The 22,030-nt window shown below is 61.3% G+C and carries 12 protein-coding genes; 10 read left to right on the top strand and 2 right to left on the bottom strand.

The annotated features are described in order from the left end of the window. Positions 1–93: 93 nt before the first annotated feature. From J4E00_RS17055 to proC, 5 genes are all read left to right on the top strand, one after another. Positions 94–3,342 carry a SusC/RagA family TonB-linked outer membrane protein gene (locus J4E00_RS17055; protein WP_208176398.1) on the top strand — a complete coding sequence of 1,083 codons (3,249 nt, stop codon included), beginning with the start codon at positions 94–96 and terminating at the stop codon, positions 3,340–3,342. 12 nt (positions 3,343–3,354) lie between these two features. Continuing rightward, positions 3,355–4,686, top strand: a complete 1,332-nt coding sequence (locus J4E00_RS17050) for a RagB/SusD family nutrient uptake outer membrane protein (protein WP_208176397.1) — start codon at positions 3,355–3,357, stop codon at positions 4,684–4,686. Between the two features lie 108 nt (positions 4,687–4,794). Further along, the gene (locus J4E00_RS17045) at positions 4,795–6,006 is read left to right on the top strand and encodes an anhydro-N-acetylmuramic acid kinase (protein WP_208176396.1); all 1,212 of its coding nucleotides are present in this window, start codon (positions 4,795–4,797) and stop codon (positions 6,004–6,006) included. 31 nt (positions 6,007–6,037) lie between these two features. After that, complete coding sequence (locus J4E00_RS17040) at positions 6,038–7,219, top strand: acyltransferase family protein (protein ID WP_208176395.1); 1,182 nt, start codon at positions 6,038–6,040, stop codon at positions 7,217–7,219. Between the two features lie 155 nt (positions 7,220–7,374). Then, on the top strand, positions 7,375–8,175 hold the full coding sequence (proC, locus tag J4E00_RS17035; RefSeq protein ID WP_208176394.1) for a pyrroline-5-carboxylate reductase: 801 nt from the start codon (positions 7,375–7,377) through the stop codon (positions 8,173–8,175). A gap of 130 nt (positions 8,176–8,305) precedes the next feature. Here proC and J4E00_RS17030 read toward each other — a convergent pair whose 3' ends face one another. Together J4E00_RS17030 and J4E00_RS17025 are read right to left on the bottom strand one after the other, a co-directional pair. After that, positions 8,306–9,931, bottom strand: a complete 1,626-nt coding sequence (locus J4E00_RS17030; protein ID WP_208176393.1) for a 3-(methylthio)propionyl-CoA ligase — start codon at positions 9,929–9,931, stop codon at positions 8,306–8,308. Between the two features lie 84 nt (positions 9,932–10,015). Continuing rightward, positions 10,016–13,123, bottom strand: coding sequence for a glycoside hydrolase family 3 N-terminal domain-containing protein (locus tag J4E00_RS17025; protein ID WP_236049915.1), 3,108 nt, complete (start codon positions 13,121–13,123; stop codon positions 10,016–10,018). Positions 13,124–13,642: 519 nt separating this feature from the next. On the opposite strand from J4E00_RS17025, the gene J4E00_RS17020 reads away from it, so the two are divergent. The 5 genes from J4E00_RS17020 (at position 13,643) to J4E00_RS17000 (ending at position 22,018) form a co-directional block, all read left to right on the top strand. Next, on the top strand, positions 13,643–14,854 hold the full coding sequence (locus tag J4E00_RS17020; protein WP_208176391.1) for a T9SS type A sorting domain-containing protein: 1,212 nt from the start codon (positions 13,643–13,645) through the stop codon (positions 14,852–14,854). Positions 14,855–14,990: 136 nt separating this feature from the next. Continuing rightward, on the top strand, positions 14,991–15,566 hold the full coding sequence (locus J4E00_RS17015; protein ID WP_208176390.1) for a hypothetical protein: 576 nt from the start codon (positions 14,991–14,993) through the stop codon (positions 15,564–15,566). 59 nt (positions 15,567–15,625) lie between these two features. Next, on the top strand, positions 15,626–17,437 hold the full coding sequence (locus J4E00_RS17010) for a DUF885 domain-containing protein (RefSeq protein ID WP_208176389.1): 1,812 nt from the start codon (positions 15,626–15,628) through the stop codon (positions 17,435–17,437). Positions 17,438–17,682: 245 nt separating this feature from the next. After that, positions 17,683–19,857 carry a M3 family metallopeptidase gene (locus J4E00_RS17005; protein ID WP_208176388.1) on the top strand — a complete coding sequence of 725 codons (2,175 nt, stop codon included), beginning with the start codon at positions 17,683–17,685 and terminating at the stop codon, positions 19,855–19,857. A gap of 124 nt (positions 19,858–19,981) precedes the next feature. Further along, complete coding sequence (locus J4E00_RS17000; protein ID WP_208176387.1) at positions 19,982–22,018, top strand: alpha/beta hydrolase family protein; 2,037 nt, start codon at positions 19,982–19,984, stop codon at positions 22,016–22,018. The last annotated feature ends 12 nt before the right edge of the window (positions 22,019–22,030 follow it).

Below are 22,030 nucleotides of genomic sequence, written 5' to 3'. Positions count from 1 at the left end.
CCAGCACGTCATGCTGAGGATAGCCGAAGCATGACGGCATTTATCCGATAGCCTTAGCCATACCACCTTTTCCCACCATTAATCCCTTTTTGTATGCCGAAATCTTACCGAAACCAGCTGGCCCGATGCCTGGGCGGGCTGCTGTTTTTTTTGCTGTGCGTGGGGCCGCTGCTGGTGCAGGCCCAGGACCAGCGCTACAACCTACAGGGCCGGGTGACTGATGCCGCCGGGCAGGGCATACCGGGCGCCACGGTGCTACTGGGCGGCACTACTACCGGGGCCACATCCGATGCAGATGGAGCTTATAACCTGACTGCTACGCTGGCCCCGGGCAGCTACACGCTCACATTTTCGCTGGTGGGCTACAAGACGGAAACGCGCCCGCTCCGGCTGGGCACCGATGCGACCGTGACCACTGACGTGGCCCTGGTCGAAGCCCAGCAGAAGCTCGATGAAGTGGTGGTGGTGGGCTCGACGGTGACCGTGAACCGGCGCGAACTGGGCAACGCCATCAGCACCATCAAGGGTGAGGAACTAACGCAAAGCGGCTCGGGCGGCGTGCTGAACTCGCTGCAGGGCAAGGTACCAGGCGCGCAAATTACCCAGAACTCCGGCGACCCGGCGGGCTCGCTGTCGGTGCGGCTGCGCGGCATTCATACGCTGGCGGGCAGTTCCGACCCGTTGTATGTAATTGACGGGGTGATTGTGAGCAACGCCAGCACCAACGTGTCGCAGCTGGCGCTGGCCAATGACATCGGGCAGGCCAACGCGGGGCAAAATCGCCTGGCTGACCTCAACCCCAACGACATTGCCAGCCTCAACGTCATCAACGGAGCGGCCGCGGCGGCCATCTACGGCTCGCGGGCGGCCAACGGGGTGGTGCTCATCACCACCAAGCGCGGGGTAACGGGCGCGCCGCGGGTGAGCGTGAGCACCAGCGTGACGATGAACGAATTGCGCAAATCGGTGCCGGTGAACACCTATGGCAAGCAGTTTGGGGCCGATACCTATCTCACCAGAAATACAAATGGGACCATCGCAACCAATGCTTTTCGTTTATATCCCATTGGCCCGGCAGCGCCCCTCATTGGAGCCAATATTCCGGTTCCAAACCTCACTACTACTACCATCACCCGTGCTGGCGTGGCTACCCCGTTGGCTACCAACCTCGTGGACGTACCGCGCTACAACTACTTCGACCAGATTTTCCAGAAGGGCTACGGCACCGACAATAACGTGTCCATTGCGGGCGGCTCGGAGCGCACGCAGTACTACATTTCGGCGGGTTATCTTAAGAATCAGGGCATCATCAAGGGCACCGATTTCACGCGCTACAACCTGCGGGCGCGGGTCGACCAGCGCCTGACTGATTGGGCCAAAGTGTCGGCCGGGTTGAGCTACATCAACAGCTTTTCGAACGAGAAGGCCAATGGCAACGTGTTCTACAGCCCGATTAACTCGGTGAACATCACCAACAACATCTACGACATCACCCAGCGCGACATCAACGGCAACCTGCTGGCCGTGGAACCCACCCGCGTGAATCCGCTTTCGACCATCGAGGACATGAAATTTACGCAGGGCGTGAACCGCACCGTGAGCGACGTGCAGGTCAACCTCACGCCATTTAAGGGCTTCTCGCTCGACTATGTAATTGGCGTTGACGCCTTTTCGCAGGTGGGCCAGGGCTACATCCGGCCCTACCCCTACCAGGCGGCGGCCGGTTTGCCAGCGGCCCGCTACCCGCTCGGCTTTGCTTCCAACGCCAATAACGCAGCTGTGCAGCTAAACTCCGACATCAACGCCGGCTACGAGGTTTCCTTCACCGAGGACCTGAAGCTGAACCTGCGCGCCGGCTACAGCTACCAGTACAGCCAGCAGGAAATCACGGCCACCCAGGGCCAGAATCTGGCCCCATTCATCACCACCGTAAGCGGGGCGTCGAATACCACCGTGACCTCGGCCTACAACCTCGACCGGTTTTCGTTGAGCGGCTACTACGGACAGGCCACCATCGGCTTCCGCAACCTGGCGTTCATTACCGGAGCCGTTCGGCGCGACCAGGCCACGAAGTTCTCGCCGGCCCAAACCAACCAGGTGTACCCTAAAATCAGCGGTTCGCTGGTGGTGTCAGACCTGGGCTTCTGGCAGGATGCCGCCTACGCCAACACCTTCAATACCCTGAAGCTGCGGGCCAGCTACGGCGAGGCCGGCAACCTGGTCACACTGCCCACCTACGGCCGCTTTTATCAGTTCAACCCCGTAGGCTTTCTGGGCAAAAATACCCTCACACCTAGCACCCAGCTGGCCAACCCCGATGTGAAGCCCGAGCGCAACGCCGAGTTGGAAGGCGGCGTGGACTTAGGCTTTCTCAAGGACCGTATTGGGCTAGGCGTGACGGCGTATTATCAGAAAATCGATGACCTGCTACTCTCGCGTAACCTTGCGCCCTCGTCGGGTGGGGCCACTATTTTCAACAACGTGGGCCGGATGGAAAACCGGGGCGTGGAAATTCAGCTGACCGTAGTGCCCGTGAAAACCACCGATTTCACCTGGGACGTGACGGCCATCTATAACCGCAACCGCAACAAAGTGCTGGACCTGCCCGGCTCGAACGGCAGCACCCAGGCCATTTCCGTCGACAATGCAGCCGGCGCGCCGGTGTACCTGCTGGCCGGGCAGCCGGCGGGCGTGTTCTACGGCTCGGGCTACGCCCGCACTTCCGATGGCGAGTTGCTGCTCACGCCCCAGGGCTTCCCGCAGGATGAGCGCGCCATTGGCCAGGCTGTGGGCGCTACAGGCTTCACGCCTGCCCGCGACGGCAACGGCCAGCCCAGCTACGCCACCGGCTCGGCCATTGCCAACCTGATTATTGGCGACCCGAACCCGAAATGGACCGGCTCCATCAGCACCAATCTGACCTACAAGAAACTGAGCCTGCACCTACTGGCCGATGCCGTGCAGGGCAACAACGTGTTCAATGCCGACAAGCGCACGCGCCAGGGCGTGGGCCTCGGCGATTTGGCCGAGCAAGAGCTGCGCGGCACGCTGCCTCGCGGCTACATTTTCGCCATCTACAACACCCAGGAATTCCGGGTCGACGACGGCTCCTTCGTGAAGCTGCGCGAGGCGGCCCTGAGCTATACGCTGCCCACGTTCAGCAAGCTTATCAGCAACCTGACCGTGTCGGTGGTAGGCCGCAACCTGATTTCGTGGGACAACTACAACGGGTTCGACCCCGAAACCAGCGCCGGCGGCTCCAACGACTTACTCCGCGCCATCGACTTCGGCAACGTGCCTATCCCGCGCACCTATCAGCTCAAACTCTCGGCTTCGTTTTAGCCCGTTTTCACCATGAAAAAATATACCATACTCGCGGCATTGCTGGCCCTGTCGCTCGGCAGCTGCAATAAGGAATACCTGAACCCCAGCTCGGCCAGCCAGCAACAGGTCGTGACTTCATCCGATGGCCTGATTACGCTCTGCAACGGCTTGCAAGCCCGCTACAGCACAGGTGGCCTGTTGAGTGTTATCTACAACTCGGTGGCGGCTGGCGGGCTCACCACCAGAGAGTTGAATATTCTGAACGTGGGCAATATTGAAGAATACAACGTGAGCCTAGGCGCTGGCAACGTCACTAACAGCAACGGCGTGGTGCGCAACCTCTGGACCCAGGCCAACCTGGTGAAAGCCAACGCCGACCTGGTGCTGGCCAATGCCAACAATGCCACGGACCTGGGTACCCGTAGCGGCATTGTGGCCTACGCCAGCGTTTTTCGGGCGCTATCGCTGGGCACGCTGGCGCAGTTTTTTGAGCAGGCCCCGCTGACGGTGCAGGAAAACGCGCCCTTCGTGCCCCGGGTGCAGCTGCTGCAAAACGCCGTCGCTCAGCTCGAAACGGCCGCCACCCAGTTGGCCACCAATCCCGTTTCGGCCGATTTCAACGCTAAGATTGTGCCTGGCATCGACCTGGCCAACACCATTCAGGCGCTGATTGCGCGCTACAGCCTGCAAGCCGGCGATTACGATAAGGCCCTGGCTGCGGCGGCCCGCGTCAACCTGACCAGCCGCTCGGTGTTCAACTTTGACGACAACACCCGCAACCCGATTTTTGAAGTGGCTTTCGGCAATCGCAACGTATTCGAACCCTCCAACGTCAACCTGGGCCTCACCGGCGCACTCGCACCCGAAGCCGGCGACCAGCGCATCCCCTTCTATATCCGCACCACGCCGCCGCCCCTGCCTCCAGCGGCCCAGCCGAACCTGGGCGCGGGTTTTTACACCGCCAACAATGCGCCTATTCCGGTGTATGTGCCCAATGAGATGCTTCTGATTCGGGCCGAGGCGTACGCGCGCAAAGGCGACCTAACAAACGCCGTTATCGAGTTGAACCGGGTGCGGACCAGCACGGCGGCGGCTTCCTTCGCCGGCACGTTGCCTACCTCGCCCCCCGGCGCGGGCCTGCCACCCTATTCCGGCCCGCTCACCGCTACCGATATCCTGACGGATATTCTGCGCAACCGGAATATTGAGTTGGCTTTCCAGGGCTTCCGCCTCGATGACAGCCGCCGCTTCGGCCGCCCCGGCCCTGGCGCCACTGGCTCGGAGCGCAACCGCAACTTCTTCCCCTACCCGCGCACCGAACGTGAAAACAACGCTTCCACCCCCACCGACCCACAGATTTGATGGGCGTTTGTAATCCACAGGCTCCCTCTCCGCGGGAAAGGGGCCGGGGGTGAGGTTAGCTGATAGAACGTTCTTTTGCGCATTCAGCACTATTCCCCACAGCTCCGCATGAACGCCCACCTCACCCGCTTACATCACCTCGCCAGTCAGCCCAGCCGCCACATCATTGGCCTGATGTCGGGCACCTCGCTCGATGGGCTTGATGTGGCGCTGTGCCGCCTGGATGGACACGGCGCGGGCACGCAGCTGGTGCTGGAGCAATTCCACACCGTGCCATATGACGAGGATACGAAGGCCCGCATCCGCCAGGTATTTGCCCGCGAGCAGGTGAGCCTGGAATACCTCACGCTCCTCAATGCCTGGCTGGGCCAGCTACATGCCCGCGCCGTATTGGATTGCCTGAAGATTTGGCAAATAAACCCCGCCGAAGTCGACCTCATTGCCAGTCACGGCCAGACGGTATACCACGCCCCCCAGCACCAGCACCAGCGCCCGGATTTTGCCCTGAACGCCACGCTGCAAATCGGCGATGGTGACCACGTGGCCGTGGGCACGGGCATCATCACACTCAGCGACTTCCGGCAGAAACACGTGGCAGCCGGCGGCGAAGGCGCCCCGCTGGCGGCCTACGGCGACTTCCTGCTGCTGAGCAGCACTGATGAGGAGCGACTGCTGCTCAATCTCGGCGGCATCGCCAACTTCACCTACCTGCCCCGCGCCGACGGCGATGCCCGCACGGCCTTCAGCACCGACACCGGCCCCGGCAATACCCTGCTCGATGCCACCATCCGCGCCCACCGCCCCGAGCTAGCTTACGATGAAGACGGCCGCCTCGCCCTGGCCGGCCGCGTGCACGAAGGCCTGCTGGCTGCCCTGCTCGACCATCCATTTTTTGCTGCCCCCCTGCCCAAAACCACTGGCCCAGAGCTTTTCGGCCCGGCTTATTTAGAAGCAGCACAGCAGCGCAGCGCCACTCTTGACTTATGTTTGGAAGACATGCTGGCCACTTTGGTTGAGTTGAGCGCCGTGGGCGTAGCGCGGGCCGCGCGGGCGGCTTTTGCGAGTCGACCTGCTCCCGTGGCCATCTACACCAGCGGCGGCGGGGCGCACAATCCGGCCCTGCTGGAAGCGTTGGGCCGGCACTTGCCCGAGGCACGATTCGCTAGTACCGACATTTTAGGCATCCCCGGTGATGCGAAAGAAGCCATCCTGTTTGCCGTGCTGGCCAATGAAGCGGTAGCGGGGCAGCCGGTAGCAATTGGCGCGGGGCGGCAGCGGGTACCCGCGGTGGGCATGGGCAAGGTGTCGTTTCCGGGGTGATGGTATCAGCACAAACACAGCAATAAATGTCATGCAGCGCACTACCCAAGCCGCCCTCGAAACAACTGGCACCCAACCCATAGCGGAAGCCTCCCAACCCGGCCGGCTCATCAGCCTCGACGTGTTTAGGGGCCTCACCGTGATGGCCATGATACTGGTGAACAACCCCGGCGACTGGGGCCACATCTACCCGCCGCTGGAGCATGCGGAATGGAACGGCTGCACGCCTACCGACCTCATTTTTCCGTTCTTCCTGTTCATTGTGGGCGTGAGCCTGGTGTATGCGCTGGACGGCGTGAAGCAGCGCGGCGGGCCGCAGGGCACCGTGCTGCTGCGGGTTTTGCGCCGGGCAGCGGTGCTCTTTGGATTGGGCCTGCTGCTGTCGCTCTACCCGAAGTTCGACTTCTCGACGGTGCGCATCATGGGCGTGTTGCAGCGCATTGCGCTGGTGTTTCTGGGGTGCGGCTTTATTTTCCTGAAAACGAGCTGGCGCACCCAGGTCTGGCTGATTATCGGGTTCCTAGTCGGTTACGCGGTACTGATGCAGCTGGTGCCCGTGCCTGGTTTCGGCGCTGCCAACCTAGAGCCGACCACCAACCTCGGCGCCTGGCTCGACCGCACCCTCTTCACCGAAGCCCACCTCTGGAAACAAAGCCGCACCTGGGACCCCGAAGGCCTGCTCGGCACCTTGCCAGCGCTAGGAACTGGCCTGCTGGGCGTGCTCACAGCCCAATGGCTGCGCCGGCGCGACCAGGAGCCCGCCGCCAAAGTGGCCTGGCTCTTCGTGGCAGCCGGCGGGCTCATCGTCCTCGGCTTGTGCTGGTCGCCGTGGTTTCCCATCAATAAAGCCCTGTGGAGTAGCTCCTACGTACTCTTTTGTGGTGGGCTGGCGATGGCCGGCTTGGCGGCACTCTACTGGATTTGTGACGTGCAGGGCTACCGCGCCTGGACGCGCCCGGCGCTGGTGTATGGCGTCAATGCCATTCTGGTCTTTTGCCTCTCGGCGTTGCTCTCGCGCACGTTTGGGCTGTTTCAGTTAGCGTTGCCAGGCGGCAAAACCGGCGGGCTAAAGGAGTGGCTCTACGAGTGGGGCATCGCGCCGCATTTCCAAGACCCGCGCAATGCCTCGCTGGTGGGAGCCATCACGCTCATTGTCATCTGGTACTTTATCCTGAGTTGGATGTACAAGAAAGGCGTGGTGCTGAAGGTGTGAGTGTTTTCGTCTGTTATCCTGAGCGCAGCGAAGGACCTTATCACTACTGAACAGATTGCAGTAATATCAATCTACGCAGCCGTGATAAGGTCCTTCGCCGTGCTCAGGAGACAGACGGCATGACGTTCTTTGCTATTCGAATAGCAACTTTTATTATGAAAATCCTCATCATCGGTGGTGGCAACATGGGCCTGACTTACGCCCGCAGCTTTGCCCGCACCCACGTCACGTCCCGGCTCGATTTGCGCCTGCTGGCGCGCTCGCCGGAGCGGGTGGCAGCGCTGGCCGTCCACGAAATCGGCACCGTGTGGGGCTCGCCGGCCGAGTGCGTGCCGGGTGCCAACATCCTCATTCTCGCCGTTAAACCCCAGGATTCGCCCGCCCTCTTTGAAACCCTTAAGTCGCTGGTGCAGCCGGAACAGCTGGTGCTCAGCATTATGGCTGGCGTGCGCATTGCCACCATCAAAGAGGCGCTGGGCACACCTAAAGTTATTCGGGCCATGCCCAACCTGCCCGCCCAGATTGGCATGGGCATGACGGCCTTCACCGGCACCGACGAGGTGACCCGCGCCGAACTGGTGCAGGTGCAAAACCTACTCAGCACCACCGGCAAAACGGTGTATGTGGAGCAGGAAAGCGCCATCGATGCCAGCACCGCTATTTCGGGCAGTGGCCCGGCCTACGTATACTACTGCATGGGCGCCCTCATGGACGCCGCCGCCCAAATGGGCTTCTCCCCCGCCGAAGCCGAGCTGCTGGTGAGCCAGACCTTCCGCGGCGCGGTGGAGTTGTATTCGCAATCGGGCCTGAGCTGCCAGGACTGGATTGCCAAGGTGGCCTCCAAAGGCGGCACCACCGAGGCAGCCTTGAAAGCCTTCGGCACGGGAGCAGTACGCGAGGGCCTGATGGCCGGGGCTGGGGCAGCAAGGGACCGGGCCGAAGAGTTGGGGAAATAAAGTCTAAAAAGCCCGTCATGCGCAGTGTAGCCGAAGCACATCTAACGCTGTGGTAATCCCTTCGTTTGAATTTGTATTGCGGTAGATATGCTTCGATTACGCTACGCATGACGCTTTGACTTGCCTGCTTCTACGCCACTGAGTACCCCGCAAAATCTTTGCGTAGCTGCGTCTTAAGCAGCTTTCCCGTAGCCGTGTGCGGCAAAGCATCCACAAATTCCACCGCATCGGGCTCCCAGAACTTAGCCACTTTGCCTCGGAAAAAGGCCAGCATTTCCTCGGCTGAAACGTCCAGACCAGGGCGGCGCACCACCAGCAGCAAGGGCCGCTCGCTCCACTTCGCGCTGGGCACACCAATGACGGCCGCCTCGGCCACGGCGGGGTGGGCCACGGCTAGGTTTTCGAGGTCGATGCTGGAAATCCACTCGCCGCCCGACTTAATAACGTCCTTCGAACGGTCGGTGATTTGCATGAAGCCGTCGGGGTCGATGGTGGCTACGTCGCCGGTGCGGAACCAGCCATCGGCCGTAAGCTCACCGGGCGTGGGGCTGCGGAAGTACTCGCGCACCACCCACGGCCCGCGCACCAGCAGGTCGCCGAATGCCTCGCCGTCGTGCGGCAGTTCCTGGCCATCGTCGCCTACTATTTTCATATCGACGCCGAACACGGCCCGGCCTTGTTTGGCCAAAACGCTGGCTTTCTCGCTGGCCGGCAGCTCCAGCTGGTTGGCTTTGAGGCGGCCAGCAGTGCCGAGCGGGCTGGTTTCGGTCATGCCCCAGGCGTGGGTGATTGTCACGCTTAGCTCGTCCACAAACGCCTTCATCAATGCCGGCGGGCACGACGAACCGCCCACCACCGTGCGCCGCAATGTGCGGAAGCGGCGCTGGCCTTCGCGCATGAATTGCAACAGCGCCAACCAGATAGTGGGCACCCCAGCCGAGAACGTAACGCCTTCGTTCTCCATCAGCTCATAGAGGCTGGCACTGTCCATGCCCGCGCCCGGCAGTACGAGTTTGGCACCGGCGAGCGGGGCCGCGTAGGGCAAGCCCCAGGCGTTGACGTGGAACATGGGCACCACCGGCATTATCACGTCGAGGGCCGAGCAGCCGAGCGAATCGGGCAGCGAAATGCCCAGCGCGTGCAGCACCGTGGACCGGTGCGAGTATAGCACACCCTTGGGCTGGTCGGTAGTGCCAGAGGTGTAGCACAGCGAACAGGCCGTGTTCTCATCAAAGCTGGGCCATTCGTAGCCAGTCGTTTCAGCCGACAGTAAGTCCTCGTAGCTGCACAGGCCGGGCATTTCTGAACGAGCCGGCAGGTGCTCAGGGCCAGCCAGCAGCACCCATTTTTCCACGGTGGGGCACACCGGGGCCAGGCGCTCGACCAAGGGTAAAAAGGTGAGGTCGAAGAACAGCAGCCGGTCCTCGGCGTGGTTGATGATGTAGACCAGTTGCTCGGGAAACAGGCGCGGGTTGATGGTGTGACACACCGCCCCGATGCCTGCCACACCGAAATACAGCTCAAAGTGGCGGTGCGTATTCCAGGCCAGTGTCCCCACCCGGTCGCCGTTTGCGACGCCCAGCTTCAACAGGGCCTGGGCCAGCTGCTTGCTGCGACGGTTGGCCTCGGCGTAGGTATAGCGGTGGATGCCGCCCTCGGGCCGGCGCGACACGATTTCGGTGGTGGCGTGCCACTTGGCGGCGTGCTCGATAATCGTGGCCACCCGCAGGGGTTCGGCCATCATCAGTCCTAACATAGTGGGGCGGGAATAAGAGTAGGGCCGTAAGGTAGCAAGCCGACACTCATTTTCTCTGCCCGCCCGATAGGCTGCGTAACCGCCTTACCGCGCCGCCTCGATGGCCAGCTGCAGCAGCGACGAGCGCACGCTCAAATCGCCCAGCTTGTTGTTGCGCCGCGTGGGGTGCACGCGGTTGGTGAGCAGCACCACCACCAGGTCCTTCTCAGGCTCGACCCAGAAGTAGGTGCCCGTGAAGCCAGTGTGCCCGTAGCTGCGCTGCGAGGCCGATTTGGCCGAGTTCACCGTAGGGTCGGCGGCGGGGCGGTCGAAGGCCAGGGCGCGGCGGTTGTCGGGGCAGAACTGGCAGCGCGTCCAGTCGGCCAGAATGGTTTTGTCGAACAGCTGCTGGCCGCCATAGCGCCCGCCCCAGGCATAGGTTTGGGCGAGTTTGGCCACGTCGTTGGCATCGCCGAAGAGGCCGGCATGGCCTGAGAGGCCGCCCAGCAGGGCCGCGCCTTCGTCGTGCACGGTGCCGTGCAGCAGCTGCTTACGGAAGGCCGAATCAACTTCCGTGGGTACGATACGCGCCAATGAAAAGCGGTTGGCAGGCCGGAAGCCGAGTGTGCGGGCGCCCAGCGGCCCGTATACTTCCTTCTGCAAAAAGGCATCGAGCGACATTCCGGTACGGCGTTGCACCAGGTCCGGATATAGAATAAACGACAGGTCGGAGTACACGTAACCCGGCTTCGCATTCAGCGGCGACTCCCCAATTTCCTTATAGATACGGGCCGGCAAATCCTTGCTGGCCCACAGGCCTTGGGCCGCTGGCAGCGGGAAGCGCGCCGACGAATCGGGCCGGAAGTAGCGGCGGCGCAGGTCGCCGTTTTTCTTGGTTAGCTCCTTCCAAAACGGAATCCAGGCTTGCAGGCCGGCCTGGTGAGCCAGCACGTCACGCATCTTCAAGTTGGCCTTGTTGGTGCCGCGCAGAAAGGGGAAGTAGTTACCCAGCGTGCTATCGGGGCTGAATTTATGGTCGGCTTCGAGCTTGAGAAGCGCGGGTGTGGCGGCCAGCAGCTTGGTCATCGAAGCCAAATCGTAGAGGTCTTCGTTTCTGACGGGACGAGGAACTGACACCAGCTTGGTATCCGCTGTTGGCACGCCTGTTTTCTTCTTTTTAGCATCAACTACTGCTTCTCCAAAACCTGCATACGTCTGGTTGCCATAGCTTTTGCGGAGCACCACCGTGCCGCGCCGGGCAATAACCACCTGCGCGCCCGGAAACGCTTGGGCGGCCAGCGCCCGGCCCACGAGGCTGTCCACGCGAGCTTCGAGGCGGCCGTCCATGTTCACGTCTTCTGGGTTGGCGTAGCGCAGGCGGAAGGGGGCAGCCGTGCGCAAGCCAAAGCCACGCGGGTACCGGTCGCTCACCGTGACGGGCAGCTTGCCCGTGGCTGCGATACCGCCAAAAATGGCCTGGGCAGCCAGGTTTTGCGCATTCTCACTTTCCTGATAGGCCAAGACGACAGCGGCAGCGCGGTCCGAATCGCGCACCCGCGCTACGGCGTAGGCCGAGCCAAACACGCTGAGCACCAGTTGTTGCTTTTGGTCGACCAGTTCGCGCAGCAGCATGTTTTCCTCGGGCGAGATGCCGAAGCTGGTAGCAGGCAGTCGGCCTAGGTTTTGCAGACTCACCAACACAAGGTTGTAGGGCTTGAGGGCGGCGCGCAGCTTGGTCAGCTCATCGAGCGAGGCAGTAGCGGCGATGTGGAAATGCGCGGCTGGCGCATAGTCGGCCACTGCTTTCTGGAAGGCCGTCGTGTCGCTGGGAGCGCCGCCGAGCACTAGCGTGGCAATGCGCAACGTATCGAGGCGCTGGAGCGGCAGCAGGTTCTTCTGGTTTCGCAGCAGCGTGATGCTCAGCTCCGTGAGGCGGTGGCTCAGGTACTGCGCGTGCGGGCCGTTGAGGTCTTCGTAGAGGTTTTTGGTATCGATGGGCCGGTAGTGGTTCAGGTCCGCCCACTGCTTGAGGGCCAGCACGCGGCGGCAGTGTTCGTCGATTTCTTTTTGCGAAATCCGACCACTGTCCACCGCAATGCGGACCATTTTGAGCGCCAGCGGAATGTTCTTGCTGAACTCCAGAATGTCGTTGCCGGCCATGATGGCGCGCACGTCGGCCTCGCCGGGCGGGAACTTGCTGATAACGCCGCGCATGTTCATCGCATCCGTGAATATCAAGCCTTTGAAGCCCATTTCCTCGCGTAGCACGCCCGTGATGATGGGCCGCGAAAGCGTGCTGGGCCCCAGTACCGTATCCAGGGCCGGCACGTTGAGGTGGGCCACCATCATGCCGCCGAGCCCGCCCGCAATCAGGCTACGGAAGGGCGGCAGTTCTAGGGTATCGAGCCGGCGGCGGTCGACGCGCACGGTGGGCAAAGCCAGGTGGGAGTCGGCGTCAACGTCGCCGTGGCCCGGGAAGTGCTTGGCCACAGCCAGAATGCCGGCGTCCTGCATGCCGCGCATGTACTGGCGGCCGTCGCGGGCCACGGCGGCCGGGTTTTCGCCCCAGCTCCGGAAGCCGATGACGGGGTTGGCCGGGTTGTTATTGACGTCGACTACCGGCGCGAAGTTGACGTGCATGCCCAGCCGCTTAAACTGGTGGGCGATTTCGCGGCCCATATCGTAGAGCAGCGTGGTGTCGGTTTCGCCGCCCAGGCTCATCTGGTAAGGGAATTTCACCACGCTGTCGAGGCGCATGCCTACGCCCCATTCGCCATCCAGGGCCACCAGCAGCGGCACTTTGCTCTGGCTCTGGTAGCGGTTAAGCAGATTGGCCTGACGCACCGGCCCGCCCTGAAAAAATATCAGCCCGCCAATGCCGTACTGCTGAACGAGGGCCGAAATCGAGTCCTCGTCCGCGCGCTTGCGGTTGGAATAAGCAGCCACCATGAACAGCTGCGCGGCCCGTTGGTCGGGCGTGAGCTGGCGCATCAGGCTATCGACCCAGGTCGAGTGCAGGTATTTGGTGAAGGCCGGGGTGCTGGCGGCAAGGGCTTTCTGGCGGGCCGCAGCCTGGGCGGCCCGGCGCGCTGCTTCCACGCGCGGTATCGTTGGGCGCTTGACCGGACCAGTTGGCCGGCGCTGGGCCCAGACCAATGATGGCGCCGCAAGCAGCAAAAACAGCAAGAGAAACGCGGGAATTGGAGTACGCAAGGCGAGGACTTTTTTACGAAAGTACCGCCTCGTAAGGCATTGGCTCGCGAGGAAGCCAGGGGGTTTGCCAGAGCAAGGCTGATAATTGGGCAAGGGCATATTACGTCGACTTCTACGGTCGGCCGATAACATCTGTTGAAAGGAACAGACCTAGGCGGGCAATCCGGCTGCTTCGATTCAGCACAAGGCCCGGCTCCACTGCCTGCACTGATTGGCAAATTACCTGCAACTGCTAAAACCCTACTTGTCCCAACCATAATAACTGCACCAAATGGCCTTAAGACTCAATACTATATATCCTATTCTATCTACAAGTTCAAAACCTTACACAAAGTCATTGATTATACAATAATTACAAACAGTAGTGTGTGCTATATTTTTGCATATAAAACAGCAAATAAATACGACTTATACACCACTGCTATGCATTGTTCATGCCTACTTCTTCGCTTTTACTGCTTTGCTTATCCAGCAGCAGGATTGGCGTATGTATCTCTTTAACCAACCCACTCTTTCTTTATGAAACACCCTTTACACTGCCTGGGCAGCGCTTGGCCAAGTGCGGCAGCACTGCTCCTTTGCTCGCTCAGCGTAGCCGCGCAGGTTAGTTCAAAAACCCAGGATTTTTCGGGGAGTGCCGCTACTCCCAGTACATACGTTACCCTGACCACCAGCGCCAACGCTACCAACTCCGGCACAGCCGGCTACTTCTCAACAAGCTTTACCCAGCCTGGTACTGGCGCATTCGGCGTCGCCGACAACAACGCCAGTACCACCCCCAACACCATTCCAGTTGTTTTTTCGAGAGAGACATTTCAGGCAGGCTCGGCAAATAATAAAGTAACCTTTCAGTTGGGCCAGAAAGGAAACTTTGGTTTTGATGACAATAATAATGTGACGGTAAGCATATCCATTAATGGTGGCGCTGCAGTCAACGCTTTAACCATCGACGGCCCGAACAGCAACAGTGCCCCTGTTTTTAACATTGGCACCGGGGGCTCTTACACGTCGACGTACGGAACTCCCGCGACCTATTCATTTACCATGCTGGCCGCAACCGGCGCCAACCCAAGCCTGAACGCTGTTGGGAATTATACGATTAATCTGCCTGCTTTCAGCAGCAGAACAACCGTTGACGTAACCATCTCGGTTAGAGCAGCACGCAAGTCGACGGTTCTCATCGACAACGTTACGATTTCTTCGAGCTTGCCCCTGCCCGTTGAACTAACCCGTTTCGAGGCCTTGGCCAGCACACAGGCCATGAACCTGAGCTGGGCCACGGCCAGCGAGAAAAACAGCGACCGGTTTGAGGTGCAGCGCAGCGCCACCGGCGAGGCCTACCAAACCATTGGTATGGTAAAAGGCCAGGGCAGCAGCACCAGCGCCCACACCTACTCGTTCGTGGACAGCCGCCCTTTCACCGGCCGGGCCTATTACCGCCTGCGTCAGGTCGATACCGATGGCACGGTGACCTTCTCGCCGGTAGTAGCGACGCAGGCACTGGCGGGCATAGCAGCTGCTTATCCGAATCCCAGCCTGGGGCTCGTGACGCTGCCATCAGCCCTGAGCTTCGTGCAATACCGCATTTTTAATACCATAGGCCAGATGCTCCTAACCGGCAAGGCTGCTGGCAATGACCGTATCGACATCACCAGCCTGCCCAAAGGCCCTTTCTTTCTGGAACTAGCCAGCAAAACAGGCTGTACAACGCAGCGCTTGGTGCACGAATAGGTTTTGCGAAAAGTCCACATTATGCGCGGGCAGAATGCGCTTCAGCCCTGCTTTCCTTTGGGGGCAGGGCTTTTTTTGGCCCAATGCCGTACAACGGAACACGACGGGGGTTCTTTTGCCCCGCGCTCTTGGCTCTATGTCCCTTATTTTCACTTTGGTTGGTCCGCTGAAGCGGGCAGGAGGTTTTATTGCGAGCTGTGCACTACTCCTCGGGCTTGAGGCTTGTTCGGGCAATGCGCCGCTGGAGCAGTCGAGTGGCGGCTCGGGCCGTTCCACCGTGGTGTCGGCCGACACAACAGCCACGCTGCCCACCGAAGCCTGCGGCCTGCTCACGCCCGGCGAAGTAGCCAATCTCACCGGGCGCCCCGTGCAGCAGCAGGCCCAAGGAGATGCCTGCCGCTTTGTGGAAGCCGACCAGCCCGGTAGCCCCGATGCGGTGGTGATGGTATCGTTTCGGCCTGCTGCGGCTTTCCAGATTGCGGAAGCCGGCAACGACCTGCGGCACAGCGTTTCGCCTGTAACTGGCTTGGGCCGCGCCGCCTACTACGACGACAACCACGGCGACCTTTACGTGCAGTTGCCCGACCGCACCTTGGTTATCGGCATGCCGCGCCGCGTGAAAAGCTACTCCCGCGAGCGCATTGCACCGGAGCTGGGCCGCCTAGCCATGGCACGTCTGGCTGCGAATGCGAGGAGCACCCCGGCACAATAGCCAACCAAGCGGATGGGCATGCAGCGGCTTCGTAGCTTGCGCCACATTCCCATTCGCTCATGAAGAAAATTGCTTTGGCCGGCCTCGTTGCCGCTGCCCTCACTTCGGCCTGCAACCAGACCAAAACCTCCGAAACGGCCAGCACCAGCGCCAACGGCGCGGCCGCCGATACCACTAAGGGCCTCAACGGCCTGTTTGCCAGCTTCTGGGAGCAGCAGTCGCGCCTCGACCCGCTGTCGGCCACGGCCCAGGGCGACAACCGCTACAACAACCTGCTGCCCAACGACCAGACCCAGGCTTTCCGGGATACGCTGAGCACTTTTTACCAGGACTACTTGACGCAGTTGGGCAAGTTCGACCGCGCCCAGCTGGATGAGAACGACAAAATCAGCTACGATATCTTTCAGTATGACCTCAAGCAGCGGGTGGCGGGCCTGAAGTTGAACACGTGGATGATTCCGTTTCAGCAGTTCTGGGGGTTGCCCATTAGCATGGGCCAGTACGGCTCGGGGCAGGGCAATCAGCCGTTTAAAACGGTGAAGGACTACGACAACTGGCTGGGCCGGGTGCGCGGCTTTTCGGTATGGGCCGACTCGGCCATTGGCAACTTCCGGCGTGGCATGAAGGCGGGCGTGGTGCTCCCCAAAGCCTTGGTGGTAAAGATGCTGCCGCAGATGCGCGCCGCCGACATGCAGGTAACGGACCCCACCAAGTCGCTGTTCTACGGCCCTATCAACAGCTTCCCCAAGGACTTTTCCGACGCCGATAAGCAGCGCCTCACCGCGGACTACAAGAAGGCAATTTTGACCGAGGTGGTACCGACTTATAAGAAGCTGGGCGACTTTCTGGCCAACGAATACCTGCCCAAGTCCCGCGCCACCAGCGGCATCAATGCCGTACCGGGCGGGCCGGAAATCTACCGCTACTACGCCAGCTACTGGACCACTACGGAGAAGACGCCGGCCGAAATCCACGCTTTGGGCCTGCGCGAAGTGGCCCGCCTGCGCGCCGAGATGGAGCGCATGAAAATTCAATTGGGCTTTAAGGGCACTTTGCGGCAGTTCTTCGAAAGCCTGAAAACTGACCCCAAGGCCATGCCCTTCAAAACGGCCGAGGAAGTGCTGGCGGGCTTCCGCAAGATTCAGGCAACCATCGACCCGAACCTGAAAAAGATGTTCGGGCGCACGCCCAAAACCCCGTTTGAAATCCGCGAAACGGAGAAATTCCGCGAAGCATCGGCGTCGGCGGAGTACAACCAGGGTTCGCCAGATGGCACGCGGCCGGGCATTTTCTACGTGCCCATTCCCAAGCCCGCCGAGTACAACGTGACGCAGGGCATGGAGTCGCTGTTTCTGCACGAGGCCATTCCGGGCCACCACTACCAGATTTCCTTGCAGCAGGAAAATACCAGCTTGCCCAAGTTCCGGCAGTTTGCTGGCTACGGCGCCATGACCGAAGGCTGGGCCCTCTACTGCGAAAGCCTGGGCAAAGAGCTGGGCCTCTACAACGACCCCTACCAGTACATCGGCGCGCTAAGCGACGAGATGCTGCGCGCCGTGCGCCTGGTGGTGGATACCGGCCTGCACACCGGCCAGATGACCCGCGAGCAAGCCATTGACTACATGCTCGATAACACGCCCGACAACAAGGAGAACGACACGGCGGCCATCGAGCGCTACATGGCCATTCCGGGTCAGGCGTTGGCCTACAAAATCGGCCAGCTTAAGATTCAGGAGTTGCGCGCCAAGTACACCAAGCAGCTCGGCAGCAAGTTCTCCCTCAGCAACTTTCACGACGAACTGCTGAAAGACGGCGTGATGCCGCTGGGCGTGCTCGAAACCAAGATGGACGCCTGGGCAGCCAAGCAATAATACTTCTCCTAAAGGGTTGTCATCCTGAGCGCAGCGAAGGACCTTATCACGTTTGCGCAGTGGTTTACTGCAAATTACTCATCGGTGATAAGGTCCTTCGCTACGCTCAGGATGACAGAAATGCTTTTGTTCATCTTGCCAACACCCTGCTAAAATCTTCTATGCTGCCTCTCCTCCCCCACCAACGTTTGACCGGTTTCCTGGCTGCCCTCGGACTGACGTTCACCGTACTTTCCCCTCCCGCAATGGCCCAATCCACTGCTCCTACCATCACGGTAGCCACCAGCGCCAGTCAACCGCTGCTCGCGCCCTGGGGCGGCCCCCACGGCGGTGTGCCCGCGTTCGACAAGGTGAAAGTGGCCGATTTTAAGCCGGCGCTGGAAGCGGCAATGGCTGAGAATCTGGCCGAAATCAATGCCATTGCCAACAACCCGGCGGCGCCCACGTTCGAGAATACCATTGTGGCACTGGAGCGCAGCGGCCAGACGCTCATCCGCGTGAATACGGTGTACGATATCTGGAGTAGCACGCTAAATGATGACACGTTCAGCGCCATCGAGACGGAAATGGCGCCCAAGCTGGCAGCTTTCAGCGACCAGATTACGCAGAACGCGGCGCTGTTTAAGCGCATCGAAGCGGTGTATAAAGCACCCGAAATTAAGAAGCTCACCCCGGAGCAGCAGCGCTTGGTGGAAGTTGATTATAAACAGTTTGTGCGTGCTGGGGCAAAGCTGGATGCCACGGCCAAGGCGCGACTCTCGCAAATAAACCAGCAGCTGGCGGGACTGTTCACCAAGTTTTCGCAGAACGTGCTGGCCGATGAATCGGACTCGGTGCTGGTGCTGAAAACCGATAAGGACCTGGGCGGGCTGCCGGCCTCGCTGCGCGACGCGGCCAAAACCACGGCGGGCACGCGCAAGATTGCGGCGGCGGGCGTCATCACCAACACCCGGTCCAGCATCGACCCGTTCCTGACGTACTCGGACCAGCGCCAGCTGCGCGAAAAGGCCTGGCGCATGTTCACCAACCGGGGCGATAACGGCGGTGCCCACGACAACAACGCCCTCATCACCCAGATTTTGCAGCTGCGGGCCGAGCGGGCCAAGCTGCTGGGTTACGCCACCCACGCCCACCTGCGCCTCGACAACACCATGGCCAAGACGCCCGAAGACGCCATGCAGCTCATGGAACAGGTTTGGAAGCCCGCCGTGGCCCGCGTGCACGAGGAAGTGGCCGACATGCAGGCCCTGGCCCTGAAAGAAGGCGCCCCCGCCAGCTTCAAAATCGAGCCCTGGGACTACCGCTACTACGCCGAGAAGGTGCGCAAGGCCCGCTACGACCTCGACCAAAACGAGGTAAAGCAGTACCTGCAGCTCGACAAGATGCGCGAGGGCATGTTCTGGGTGGCCGGCGAGTTATTCAACTTCGCCTTCGTGCCCGTGACCGATGTGCCCGTGTACCACCCCGACGTGAAGGTGTGGCAGGTGAACGACAAAACTAATGGCAAGCAGGTGGGCCTCTGGTATTTCGACCCCTACGCCCGGCCCGGCAAACGCTCCGGCGCCTGGATGAATGCCTACCGCGACCAGCAGCGCATCGATGGTAAAAACGTCACCACCATTGTGTCGAACAACTCGAACTTCGTGAAAGGCAAGGACGGCGAGCCCGTGCTCATCTCCTGGACCGACGCCACCACGCTGTTTCACGAGTTCGGCCACGCCCTGCACGGGCTGTCGAGCAACGTAACCTACCCCACCCTTTCGGGCACCAACGTGGTGCGCGACTATGTGGAATTCCCCTCGCAGTTGCTCGAAAACTGGCTACCGACGCCGCAAGTTCTCAGCCGCTTCGCCCTGCATTACCAAACGGGCAAGCCCATTCCGCAGGCGTTGGTCGACCGCATCGACAAGGCCAGCAGCTTCAACGAAGGCTTCGCCACGGTAGAATTCCTGGCCAGCGCGCTGATTGACATGAAGCTACACCTGGCCGGCAGCCAGAAAATTGACCCCGACAAGTTTGAGCGCGAAACCCTAGCCCAAATGGGCATGCCCAGCGAGCTGGTGATGCGTCACCGCACGCCGCAGTTCGGCCACGTTTTTTCCTCCGATGGGTACTCGGCGGGCTACTATTCCTACCTGTGGTCGGTGGTGCTGGCGGCCGATGCCTCCAGCGCCTTCACCGAGGCCGGCGGGCCTTACGACAAAGCCGTGGCTGCCCGCCTGCGCCAAAACGTGTTCACGGTGGGCAACACCGTGGACCCGGCCGCGGGCTACCGCGCCTTCCGGGGTCGCGACCCGAAGATTGATGCGCTAATGAAGCAGCGCAACTTCCCGATGACGGCTGCTAAACCCGGCGGCAAGCTGGGCCCCGGTAAGCCCATTGATGTGCCACCGAAGCAGCCTGTGCGGCGGAAAAAGTAGTCGCTCATCGGATAATATTCATTGCAGGAGAGCCCCGTTTGCGGGGCTCTCTTTTTTTGCAACTGCTCAGAAGCCACCAAAGCATCATGCACTAAGGAGTAACCCGTATTCCTTACCTTCTGCCATGCAAAATCAGATTATCAGTTTCTGGTCCGCAGCCTTGCTGCAGTTTATCGAGCTGCTGTTGCCCAACGCGGCCTGCGCCCAGCGCCGCTTCGAGTTGGCCGACATTGGCAAAGTTGTGAGCGTAACCGACCCGCAGCTTTCACCCGATGGCCGGCAGGTTCTCATCGTGGTTTCGCGCCCCAACCTAACTGCTAACCGCCATGAGGCCGAAGTAGTAATGGTGGAAACTACCAGCGGCCAACAGCGCGTATTGGTAGCCGGCCGGCCCACCGTGAAGCAGCCGCGCTGGTCGCCCACCGGCGACCGGGTGGCCTTCCTGGCTCGCACGGGCGCGGGCAAAGACGCGCATACGCAGCTTTTTATCCAGGCTCCTACCGGCACCGCTGAAGCCCGCCAGGTAACCGCTGGACCTACCAACGTACAGCATTTCCGCTGGAGCCCTGATGGCAGGACGCTCGCCTACACTGCTGCCGACGAGCCCGCCAACAAAGCCGAAATTGAGCGCGGCAACGACAGTTTCGAGGTAGGTGACGGCAGCGCCACGCTCACCGCCTCCCCCGCTCCCGACCACCTCTGGCTGGCCGATGCCAGTGGCAACCAGCCTGCCCGCCGCCTCACCAGTGGTACCTGGAGCCTGCCCGACGACTCTTCCGAGCCCTTTGACTGGGCGCCGGATAGCCGCACGCTGGTGTTCACGCGGCGCGCCACGCCCCAGGCCGGCGACCCAGCCAGCAGCCTCTGCACTGTGGAGGTGGCCACCGGTACCATCCGGATGCTGAGCGGGCCGCCCCGCCAAATTGAGCTGCCCGCATTTTCGCCCGATGGCCGCTGGATTAGCTACCAGACGCCACGCGATACGGCCTTTTTTGAGGGACTGGAATTCCAGGTGATTCCGGCTAATGGCGGTGCGCCACGCCCGCTCACCCGGCCCATCGACCGCAACTTGCAACGGGCAGTGTGGAGCCCCGATAGCAAAAGTCTTTTCGTGGGCGGCAACGACGGAGCGGGCGTGTCCATCTGGCAGCAGCCGCTGAGTGGCAAGGCCCGTAAGCTGCCGCTGGGCGCGGTATCGCCCAATGGGAATTACTGGGTGGAGATGTCAATTAGCCGGCGCAACTCCGTGGCCCTGACGGCCAACGAGCCGGGGCGCCCGGCCGAGCTGTACTACCTGGCGTCGCCCACGGCTGCCCCGCGCCGCCTCACCGATTTCAACCACGAAACTGCAGCGCTGGCCCTGGGCCGCTTGGAAGCCCTGGAGTGGACCTCCGATGAGCTGCGCCCCAATGGCATCCTCACTTACCCGCCTGATTTCGACCCCGCCAAAAAATACCCGTTGGTGCTGATGATGCACGGCGGCCCGTCGAATGCCTCGCGGGTGGCGTTTTACGGGCTGGGACAGGCGGTGGCAGCGCGGGGCTACGTGGTGTTTCAGCCTAACTACCGGGGCAGCGACAACCTGGGCTACGCCTTTCAGCGCGCTATTCGGAACGATGCGGGAGCCGGGCCGGGGCGCGATGTACTGGCTGGCATCCGGGCGCTGGAACAGCGCGGCTGGGTCGACACGAGCCGCATGGCGCTGTCGGGCGCCAGCTACGGCGGGTTGATGACGGCCTGGCTGATGGGCGAGCCCCGACGCTGGCGTTGCGCTGTGGCCGCCGCCTCGGTGGTTGATTTGCTGGACAGCTACAACCTGAGCGACAACAACGTAGCCAATGCAGTGCATTACGGACCCTCGCCCTGGCTCAGCGCCGAAAACCTGGCCAGCTACCGGGCGCAGTCGCCCATTTCAAGGGCCGGGCGCTGGCGCACGCCCACGCTCATTCTGCACAACGTGGGCGACTACCGCGTGCCCATCGCCAATGCCTACAAGCTTTACCACGCCCTGGAAGACCACCGCGTACCCGTCCGTTTCGTGGCCTTCCCCATCTCTGCCCACGTCCCCTCTGACCCAGTGCGCAGCGCCGAATGGAACCGGCTGTGGGTAGAATGGCTCGACCAGTATTTGCAAAATGCTGCATCGGATGGGCCGCGTTAAGGCCCAAATTTT

This window comes from Hymenobacter negativus, assembly GCF_017571495.1.
GTDB lineage: Bacteria > Bacteroidota > Bacteroidia > Cytophagales > Hymenobacteraceae > Hymenobacter > Hymenobacter negativus.
Note: the sequence above shows the minus strand (reverse complement) of the source record. Positions and strands in the feature narration are given on the sequence as shown.